The organism is Chamaesiphon sp. VAR_48_metabat_403, from assembly GCF_031422475.1.
GTDB lineage: Bacteria > Cyanobacteriota > Cyanobacteriia > Cyanobacteriales > Chamaesiphonaceae > Chamaesiphon.
On sequence record NZ_JANPLS010000005.1, the window covers coordinates 1 to 9511 of the forward strand.

Sequence of the window (9511 nt, forward strand, 5' to 3'; positions counted from 1 at the left end):
AAATAAATTAAGTTCGGGTAATTCTTCGTTGGCAGTCAGGGTACGATCTGGCAGATCGGCGATCGAAATATTCGCGCTAGACTGGCTAGACTGCTGCTTGGGCTTCGATCTCGTCGATAATCCCAATTCCCGCATCACCCGCTTGAGATGGCTGTGACTGACTGCTATCCCCTTCTCCTTGGCAATATGTTTCCCCAGCCAGCCCACAGTCCAAGTCTTGAAGGGATAACCGTAATCTTGGGGACTGTGTTGCAGCAACTCCCGTAGAAATTCGATATATTCATCTGTAATCAATTTCGGTCGTCCCACCGGGCAATCGAGATACTGATGCGCCAAGCCAGCCTTGGTAAGCTGCATCCACCGACTAGCCGTAGCCGCAGAGCATCCCAAGATCCGACAAATTTCGGCTGGAGTTTTGCCACGATCTGTTAAAAGGACGATCTCCAATCGTTGTCGATAGGAATTAGGAACTTCGGCTCGAAGATTTTCTGTCAACATTTGACGTTGGAATGAGGTTAGATAAATACCCTCAGAATTTTGATTCATTTACGCACTCAACCTCTATTAATAGCTCTCAACGAAAAAATATTTTAGGCAAAGTTGCGATCGAAACCACATTCATCGATCGTTATCTAGACGAGATCGAGGGGTGGATTCTATCGATTTGAATGGTTATACGCTGCTGGCGATCGAATGGATCTCAATAGCACCTAATTACATCTTTTGGCTGAGGAAGCACTGGTTTACACGGAGATAGATCCACCAGCAATGTTTGGGCGTATACCCTAATAGTTGTTACCAATAATCCCAATGTCCCTATCCTTCACCAAGTTTTTACCACTTACGCTCTGCTGTTTAACTAGCCTGATTGCTGTGGGCGGATCTCCAGTCGTGGCTGAGTCGGCTCCGCCAGCAGAAAATGTCGGTTATCAAAATAATGGCTATATCGGTATCGGTAGCGCAATCGGGTTAGGCGGTAATACAACTGCCCTCGGCACGGGTGGCGTAGCAATTCTAACTAAAGTTAGATTCTCAGATAGCCTTTCGCTCCACGATGCGACGATTTTATTTGGTGGTGGAGCCGCCACTTCGATGGTGATTGTCAGTGCCGATTTCCCCATTCGTAACGGTGCCGGACAAACGATCGTTTCGCCGTTTATTGGTGGTGGTGCGATGTTGAGATACGATCGCGGTTTATCTATTAGTCCCGCAATTTCTGGTGGAATCGATATCCCCGTCTCTAAAAATCTTACAGGCACAATTCGCCTCAATGCTGGTTTTCCAGATAATCGTCAGGCTGATGTGGGTATCCTGGCTGGAATTGGCTTCAACTTTGGGAGTTAAAACTGCGATCGAATATTCACTAGCTTCAAAGATTCTCCCCAAAGTAAAGATTTAGAGATCTATTTGTTCGAGGAGAATGTATTTAGAAATAGATCTCATTGGTTGAAATATTCGATCGCTTCAAGATTCTCCCCAAAGTAAAGATTTAGAGATCCATTTGTTTGGGAAGAACGTATTTATAAGTACAGCTCACTATTAACCATCTTTGACTATGTTAATTACTCTTGAAAAACCAGATACTTGGCAACAATCGATGCTCTCTAGTATGGTTGCCATCACACAAGCAAAAGATGGTGATTTTACAGAGATCGATCGACTGCTCGAAATCAGCGGCGATCCTCAAAGTTTAGCCCTGACGATCGAATATCTTTCGCAATTTCCCCACAGCCAGCGCGCTTTAGCCCATCACCAACCCTTAGCAGCGATCGATTTAGCTGCCTTACATCAATTACCAGTCGATACTTTAGGCTACCATTATGCCGACTATATGTTTAGCCATCAGCTTCAACATTTAGTAGCCAAACCTGCGACGAGTGCCGCCGAATTCATTGACACTCATATCCGCGAAACCCACGATATTTGGCATGTGGTGACGGGTAGCCCAATTAGTATGCTCGGCGAGATTCAGGTACAAGCATTTTGTATTGCCCAACTGCAATTATCGAGATTTTGGATGGCACTACTGACTAAAAATCTGCTTAAAGCCTCGATTTACAACATTGAAGCTGCCGATGGATATATGACGGCACTCACCACTGGCTGGACGATGGGAAAAGCCGCGCAGCCTTTATTTGGTATCGATTGGGTATCGATGTGGGAAGTGCCACTCGCCCAGGTTCGAGTATCTTTAGGTATTGTTGTCGCATAACCCAAAGATCGAAATAGTTTCGACGAGCGAGAGATCCAAATGAAGACGACTCGCGTATATGTAGGAAAGTTCATTAATTATTAGAGAGCAACCCCATCGCATGGACACTAACGAATCACTAATTCAAGCTGTTACCCGTCAAGCTCACAAAGTTTCCAGACGTGGCATCTTATTCACTGGCGCAGCCGCTGGATTAGCTACCGCATTTGCCATTCCCGCAGTCAGTCAGGTGGCAGAAGCAGCAATGCTCGATAAAAGCACAATGGCTCAAGCCAAGAAAAATGATATTACCGTCTTGAATAACGGACTCTACTACGAACATCAGGCAATCTGGGCGTATAAATTTGCGGCTGGCAAGCTGACTGATACTGCTGTTGGCAAGGCTGTCTTAGCTGTTGCTGGTGCCAATCTCACCGATCATCAGGCGCACCGAGATGTCCTCAGCAAAGCCATCAGAAGCTTGGGTGGTACTCCCGTAAAAACAGAAGCTAGCTACGATCTTTCTTCCTACATTAAGGCGGGTGAAGGCAATATCGATTCTGATGTCAATATCGCCAAACTCGCGCTTGCGCTCGAAGTTGATGCCACCATTGCTTATACTCTCGAAGCAGCCAAGCTCAAAACTCCCGCGCTCATCACTGCTGGAGCCAGTATCGGTACTAATGAAGCTGCTCATGCTACTGCAATTCGCGCCGCCTTTAAATCGCTGGGTGTAGATATCGCGATCGTACCTGCTTCTTTCTTCAATGCCAATACCCGATCGGCTTGGGTGTTGAAAGTTTAGTAGAAAGGAATGGTACTCGATCGCATTCTTGGCGGTGGGGATTTAGATTTTCAAATAAAGTCCCCATCTCCTACCTCGTCAGACAGTTATTTGAGTTGCGGCGGAGATCTACCCACCCCACTGGGCGGGTGACCCGACCAGTGGTTCGATCGTCTTAATGTATGGGGGGACGATCGCGACTTTTATGTGTATCGATCGGGCAAAACAAGGCTCCTGGCGGGCAGTTTTTGCCACTCTTACCAGTATGGGACTAATAATTCTGGGCTGTCAGGATGGAATTTATCGGCGCGAAAAAGAGTGGTTTGTTTCGCATTTTTATTATGGATTGGGAGCCGCAATTTTAACAGTCTGTGCGATGGCAATGTTGCCAGAAATTCATCGCGATCGCACCAATCGCTGGCGAAATGCTCATATTATTCTCAATTGCATCGCACTATTATTCTTTATCGTTCAGGGTTTGACAGGTGTTAGAGATTTATTGGAAATTCCATTAAGCCAGTAATTATTTTAGATTTTGGATTTTGCGACCCAAATCACGCGGAGGTTTCCTCCGCATGTGTTTGGGTCAAGACAGGATTTTGGATTATCTTTACCAATTACTATCCGCTATCCCCTATTCCCTATCCCCTATCCCCAGCTTCGATCGCAGCCCAGAACATTATGAACACATCATATCATCGCGTCCTCTGGCGGCAGGTTTGGGGATTGGCAGCATTACTCGCTGCGATCGTCTTTAGTTGGATGGCATATAATTTTTATCAGCCAGTCATCTTGACTAAATTGGGGTTTATCGAACTCGCGCAAAGTTTAGGGATAATTCAAGGTTTCTTGGGTGCGGCGATCGAACCTTTTGCCGGATCGATATCCGATCGATCGCTGCGTCGGATTGGCAGTCGGTTGCCAGGAATTTCTGTAGGCATTACATTAGCAGGCTTATTATTTGTCGCGACGGGGTTGTTATTACATAGCAATATTCCCCTGGGGTTACGGTGGATTATTCCCGTAATGATGAGTTTTTGGATCATCGCAACAATTATTTTCCGAGGGCCAGTAATTTCGCTACTGCGACAATTTGCCCCGACAGAATCTTTGCCAGCAGCTAATTCGATTCTAACTTTTGTCGTTGGTTTAGTGGGTGCGATCGGCCCGATCTTTAGTCGAGCGATCGAATTTTTGGGTGCTGCAAATACATTTTTATTAGGTGCAGTAATGTTAATGGGTGGAGCGGTCTTATTGTGGTCTGCCGATCCTCAAATGACGATTCTCTCTCAGAGAGGCTTCGCCAACGATTCAAATATCGATCGAGATCGAAATATTTCGGGCGCACATTCAAGCCAGCCGCGAATTTTAGCTGCTAAAGATCGGCACGGTGAATGGCTGCAAATCTTTGGAATTGGTAGTATTGCTGGGTTGTTGATAAATATCTTACTCAGGATTTGTCCTCAGAAATTACATACAACCTTACCGATCGTTCCGGCTGAATATATTGCAGCGGGGATGTTATTAGTCTGTGCGATCGCGGCAATACCATTAGAATCGAAAGTCAGAAAATGGGGACTGAATCGATCGATGCTCGTGAGCTTACTCTCTATTTCAATTGCGATCGGGGTCAGCTTATCCGCTAGTTTTTATTTACTATCGATCGCGTTCGAGATGGCGATTTCCAGTGGAATTGGATTTGTAATAGGGCTATTATTACTATCGATCCCGATCTGGATTGCGATCGCCAGCGGAATTGCAATGGGGCTATTATTAGTCGCTCAAATTCCGTGGTGTTTGAGTAGACTGCCAGCTAACCAAGCTGGATTAGCTACTGGGCTTTATTTTGGCGGCGTGGGTGCAGCTAACGCATTCTTGACATTAATCATTCAATTATGAATCGGGGGTAAATAGTCGTGGAAAATCCTACTCAATTTCTAGCAGAGATCCGACACTTCTTAGAGCTTTTTGCCGATCTTTATTCAATATCTGCCACCCCCGATCCCGAACCCGATGTAACTATATCTGAGCTATATTCCAGCGACGACAAAGCGATAGAACGCCACCATCGACCAGCAGCAGGCGTAATTTGGAAAAATCTCGATCGATAAGAGATCCATTCTTAAAGTAGCAGCGTATATCTAGATGAATCGACAAAATTATCCACTTTATCAGGATCTATAGAATCGTATATGTTAGTCTCAATGCCTAAATTCAGTCGCATTAATTGGAAAAAATCGCTAGTTTTGGGTAGCGTCGCCGTGGGAATTATTTTAGGTGCAACTAGTTTGCCTCGATACCTAATGGCTTCAGATCATGATGATGGCGACACCGATGTCAGAAGTCGCAGTTTGAGTTTGACTGACTTGTATGCATTTCGCGAACAAGATCAAAACCCGAATGCAGCACCAGGTGATTTGGTCTTAGTAATGAATACCAATCCCCGATCTGTCGCTCGTCAACAATACTTTTTTAGTACCAATGCCCGTTACGAGTTTAAACTAACTCGCGTTGCTAATAAAGATGCAGCTCCAACCGGACAAGAAGATATTACCTTACGCTTTGAATTTGCACCACCAAACGATCGTAACCAGCAGCAAATTAAATTTACCGTCATTAAAGATGGTAAAGAAGTCTCTGCCACAAATCTGAGTACGACACCCTTAAATTCTGAAAAACCGATTGTCAATCAATTAGGTGGTGGTGGCTCCAAAATTGCCGTTTTTGCAGGTTTGCGCGAAGATCCGTTCTTCTTTGATGTCGAACAATTCTTCCGCGTCCGTGCTGGTGCATTAGGCACTGGCCCTGGTGTTGGGTTCCGTCCGGCTAACCAAGCTTTAGATTTTGCCAAAGGTTATAACGTCAATACAATTGTTGCGCGGATACCTCAGCAATTTCTCCAAAATCCGAATAGTTCGGCTGGTACTAATATCTATGATATCTGGGAGACAATTTCGCTCCGAGATCCCGCAACTGGTAAGTACCAACAAGTAGAACGTTTAGGTCGTCCCGGCATTAATGAAGGCTTAATTGTCAGTCAAAATTTACTAGCTACTTTCAATAGCGTACCGCCGACAGCAGATCTCAGTCCGGCTGCTGGCCCGATTGGTGCAGAAGCCGCGCGCACGCTCAAGGCATTGGGTAATAATAACGAGCGTACCAAAGTTCTGTTGAATGCCTTTTTACCCGATGTCATGCGGATCGATACCACTGGAGCCAGCGGTTATCTGAATGCTGTCAATAGCAGCGGTAGCCCCATTCGCGGTCGGATGCTCAAGGATGATGTCATCGACCAAACTCTCAACGTGTTAAGCAATGGCGCGGTCAAGAGTGATAACGTTTCTTATGAAGGAACTGGTAGCAATCCCGCTCAAGGTCACAAACCGTTGGAAGGCAATTTCCCTTATTTAGCATTGCCAAATTAGGTCGTTAATATACGAGTCTAGTAGACTTCGTTTTGAGATCTAAATCCCCCAACCCCCAAGGATGCGGGGGATTTAGCGGCGGTTTTATTCTGGGGGAACCCCAGAATAAAAAACCGACAAGACAGCGAAAAGTGCGTTCTTGGGGTTTCCCCAAGTAAAGCACCTTTTCAAGACAGGGGGATTCCACCAATTTTGCTTCTAACCAGAAATGTATATACAAGGTAGATTCCCTATTCCCTATTCCCTATCCCCTGTCAAACCATGAACATCGAACTATTAGAGCAAAGCCTTGATGCTGTCAAACAACAAAGTGCCGACTTCACCACCACATTTTACGCAAACCTGTTTGCCGACTATCCAGAACTAGAACCACTATTTGCTAACGCCCACATGGCAGAACAAGGCAAAAAATTGTTTGCTTCATTGGTACTGACGATCGATAATTTGCGTAATCCCGATCTGTTGACAGCAACACTCAAAGGTTTAGGTACCCGACATATTAAATATGGCGTGTTGCCCCAGCATTATCCAATGGTCGGAAATAGCCTCCTCAAGTCGCTAGAATCCTGTTTGGGCAACGGTTGGACGATCGAAGTAAAACAAGCCTGGATCGAGGCATATACAGCAGTTACACAGCTCATGTTAGATGGTGCGGATGACATTGCATCGCTGCCAGTCGCCTCAATTTGACTATTCAAGCACCTAAATAAATGATTGGATCTCCACTTTCTCCGCCTGCGCCTGAAAATAATTACCACCAAGAGCATGTCGTCATTATGCTTAAAAATCTCCACCGCTGGACGGGTTGCGATCTCATCCAAGAATATGGATTTTCATTAGCTAAATTGGGACAGCAAGTATTTGAAGCTGATTTTTATATTTTGAGTCACGATAATACTACCGATCCGATTTTGACTTATGGCAATCAACGGGTGCTAGATTTATGGGAAGTTTCCTGGGCAGAGTTGACGACTATGCACTCTAGTACTACTGCCAAACTAGTCGATCGATCTGCCAGAGCGGCAATGATGGAACGAGTCAAAATTCATAATTATCTCGATAATTACAACGGCATTCGGGTGAGCAAAACTGGGACAGAATTTCAGATTGTAGATGGCACTATTTGGAACTTATTTATAGATAAGGTCGATTTTTACGGTCAAGCGGCTTGGTTTAAATCGATTAAAAAGTAAAATTATGATGTTCCTAATTGAAAAGATATATAAATAATTGGCATGAAATATATTCTATTTTTCTCGATCTGCTCGATCGCGATCGCCGACCCGGTTCGCGCTCAATTTTCTTCATTCTCTAGCGGCTCGGATAATTGCTCTAGTGTCTGTGTCAAACTCGATCTGGGTTCGGCAAATAATGATAGTAGTTCCTTTAACGGTGGATTTAATAGTGGTTCGCCAACTTCGGGTAGTAATGTCCGCTGGCAACTCGGTTTGACTTGGCGACCTAATCCGCCAGAAGTCGCCCAAGGAGAAGCCGATCGCACCAAGCAGCGATTGGATGATAACCGGACTTTAATGCTGACGTTAGCAGAAGCAATTTCTCAAAACAAAACAGAATTAGCGCGCGGGATTGCCATTTTACTGGCTCCAAGATTGGGCTATAAAGATCCGCGCATTTTACTCGCCGAGATGAAGGAAGGCTCGATGAATATTGGCTCGGCAAGGGTTGAAATCAAACCACTATTTAATAATAACAATAATAGTAACAGCGTCATTCCACAGCCGATCGATCCTAAGAGCCAAACGCCTAATGCCGAAACGACACCAGTGATTGAGCTAAAGTAATTGCATACTTTAGCTGTGGCGTGTTGTTTGTTTGAACTATATATTCAATTTTAAAGTTATCACCATATATGCAAATTCCTATTATCAAAAAATCATTTCCACATCGAGCGATCGCGATCTTTGCTCTCGCTAGCATTGGTGTTTCGATCGCGATTTATAGTGTATTTTCGGCTCCCCGAATTAATCCAGCTTGGCAATATCGATTCCAACGTCCAGAAGTAGGGAAAATCACCAAAAATCTTCAACAAGAAATCGCTTTTCACAAACGCCAGATTCAACAACAACCGACATCGGCATTAGAACGAGCTTCATTAGCTCAAGTTTATCTAAAAATGGCACGCGCCACAGGCGAAAGCAGTTGGTATTTACTCGCCCAAGCAACCGCCCAGGAATCGCTCGCTCGATTATCGATCGAAAATCATGGTGCGACTGTCGTGCTAGCCAAAGTAGCCGCCGCCCAACACGATTTTACCCAAACCTTAGCCCTACTCGAAAAGCTTCCCCCAAAAGCGGAATCGTTATCCCTATTGACTACCACTCAGCTAGCATTGGGCAATACTATTAAGGCAAGACAAACTGCCGATATATTAGTTCAAAAAGTGCCGACGCTGAACCATCTCGCGCTCAAAGGCTTGGTAGAAGTCGCTCAGGGACAAGATCGAGAGGCAATTCGGGACTTTAAAGCAGCAATCGTCGCCGAAGAGCCAGAGGAAGCGGCTAGCTCGGCGTGGGTGCGGACGTTATTAGGGCGGCTGTATTATAAACGGGGAGAGCTACTGCAGGCGGAAGAATTATATAAATCGGCTCTAGATATTTTGCCAAAATATCCGCCAGCATTACTAAATATGGCAGAATTATCCGTCCGACGGTGGCAGAGCGATCCGACTCGGACTGCGGATAAACAGCAAGCAGTAGAATTATACGATCGGTTTTTTTTAACCAACCAAAAAGCCCCGACAGTTTACGATCACGTCGCCCTCAGAGGGTTGGCGCGAGTCCAACGTTTGCAAGGCGATACTGTGAAGGCTAATCAAACCTGGAATCTGGCGGTAGAGAGATTGCGATCGGATCTGACTGGTTTCGGACATCGGCGCGAGTTGGCGCAATTGCTAATGGAATGGGGACAACCCAAAGATCGCACTGAGGCTCTAGCCTTAATGCAAGCCGAAATTAAAATCCGTCAAGATCCTGAAACTTGGGATACATTAGCCGCTGCATACTTCCAAATAGGTCAGCTAGAACAGGCGCAGAAGGCGATGGAGATGGCTTTAAAGTCGGGGATTAGAGATCCGGGTTTAGCCGATCGAGC

At 45.3% G+C, this 9511-nt stretch carries 12 protein-coding genes; 11 read left to right on the forward strand and 1 reads right to left on the reverse strand.

The features are described from left to right. Positions 1-546 (reverse strand): helix-turn-helix domain-containing protein (locus tag RMO79_RS00210; RefSeq protein WP_310481024.1); only part of this gene is annotated, 546 nt, incomplete at its 3' end. Positions 547-810: 264 nt separating this feature from the next. Here RMO79_RS00210 and RMO79_RS00215 point away from each other — a divergent pair. The 11 genes from RMO79_RS00215 to RMO79_RS00265 all read left to right on the forward strand — a co-directional run. Next, positions 811-1344, forward strand: a complete 534-nt coding sequence (locus RMO79_RS00215; protein ID WP_310481025.1) for a hypothetical protein — start codon at positions 811-813, stop codon at positions 1342-1344. 211 nt (positions 1345-1555) lie between these two features. After that, positions 1556-2212: a Coq4 family protein gene (locus RMO79_RS00220; RefSeq protein ID WP_310481026.1), complete on the forward strand. Its 657-nt coding sequence runs from the start codon at positions 1556-1558 to the stop codon at positions 2210-2212. Between the two features lie 100 nt (positions 2213-2312). After that, entirely contained in the window at positions 2313-2996 is a 684-nt protein-coding gene (locus tag RMO79_RS00225) for a DUF4439 domain-containing protein (protein WP_310481027.1), read from the forward strand. A 157-nt stretch (positions 2997-3153) separates the two neighbouring features. Then, positions 3154-3498, forward strand: a complete 345-nt coding sequence (locus RMO79_RS00230) for a DUF4079 domain-containing protein (protein WP_310481028.1) — start codon at positions 3154-3156, stop codon at positions 3496-3498. Positions 3499-3656: 158 nt separating this feature from the next. After that, the gene (locus RMO79_RS00235) at positions 3657-4874 is read left to right on the forward strand and encodes a hypothetical protein (protein WP_310481029.1); all 1218 of its coding nucleotides are present in this window, start codon (positions 3657-3659) and stop codon (positions 4872-4874) included. Between the two features lie 17 nt (positions 4875-4891). Next, positions 4892-5086 carry a hypothetical protein gene (locus RMO79_RS00240; protein ID WP_310481030.1) on the forward strand — a complete coding sequence of 65 codons (195 nt, stop codon included), beginning with the start codon at positions 4892-4894 and terminating at the stop codon, positions 5084-5086. An 81-nt stretch (positions 5087-5167) separates the two neighbouring features. Next, on the forward strand, positions 5168-6400 hold the full coding sequence (locus tag RMO79_RS00245; protein ID WP_310481031.1) for a DUF4331 domain-containing protein: 1233 nt from the start codon (positions 5168-5170) through the stop codon (positions 6398-6400). 261 nt (positions 6401-6661) lie between these two features. Next, positions 6662-7090, forward strand: coding sequence for a globin family protein (locus tag RMO79_RS00250; protein ID WP_310481032.1), 429 nt, complete (start codon positions 6662-6664; stop codon positions 7088-7090). A 20-nt stretch (positions 7091-7110) separates the two neighbouring features. Continuing rightward, the gene (locus tag RMO79_RS00255) at positions 7111-7593 is read left to right on the forward strand and encodes an MEKHLA domain-containing protein (RefSeq protein WP_310481033.1); all 483 of its coding nucleotides are present in this window, start codon (positions 7111-7113) and stop codon (positions 7591-7593) included. A 42-nt stretch (positions 7594-7635) separates the two neighbouring features. Next, positions 7636-8202 (forward strand): hypothetical protein, encoded by a 567-nt coding sequence (locus RMO79_RS00260; protein WP_310481034.1) that lies wholly within the window; start codon positions 7636-7638, stop codon positions 8200-8202. A 68-nt stretch (positions 8203-8270) separates the two neighbouring features. Then, positions 8271-9511, forward strand: a 1241-nt coding sequence (locus tag RMO79_RS00265; RefSeq protein WP_310481035.1) for a tetratricopeptide repeat protein, incomplete at its 3' end; no start/stop codon positions are given.

Coding starts and splice junctions, on each gene's coding strand:
- RMO79_RS00215 (WP_310481025.1), top strand. CDS start 811: ATGTCCCTATCCTTCACCAAGTTTTTACCACTTACGCTCTGCTGTTTA.
- RMO79_RS00220 (WP_310481026.1), top strand. CDS start 1,556: ATGTTAATTACTCTTGAAAAACCAGATACTTGGCAACAATCGATGCTC.
- RMO79_RS00225 (WP_310481027.1), top strand. CDS start 2,313: ATGGACACTAACGAATCACTAATTCAAGCTGTTACCCGTCAAGCTCAC.
- RMO79_RS00230 (WP_310481028.1), top strand. CDS start 3,154: ATGTATGGGGGGACGATCGCGACTTTTATGTGTATCGATCGGGCAAAA.
- RMO79_RS00235 (WP_310481029.1), top strand. CDS start 3,657: ATGAACACATCATATCATCGCGTCCTCTGGCGGCAGGTTTGGGGATTG.
- RMO79_RS00245 (WP_310481031.1), top strand. CDS start 5,168: ATGTTAGTCTCAATGCCTAAATTCAGTCGCATTAATTGGAAAAAATCG.
- RMO79_RS00250 (WP_310481032.1), top strand. CDS start 6,662: ATGAACATCGAACTATTAGAGCAAAGCCTTGATGCTGTCAAACAACAA.
- RMO79_RS00255 (WP_310481033.1), top strand. CDS start 7,111: ATGATTGGATCTCCACTTTCTCCGCCTGCGCCTGAAAATAATTACCAC.
- RMO79_RS00260 (WP_310481034.1), top strand. CDS start 7,636: ATGAAATATATTCTATTTTTCTCGATCTGCTCGATCGCGATCGCCGAC.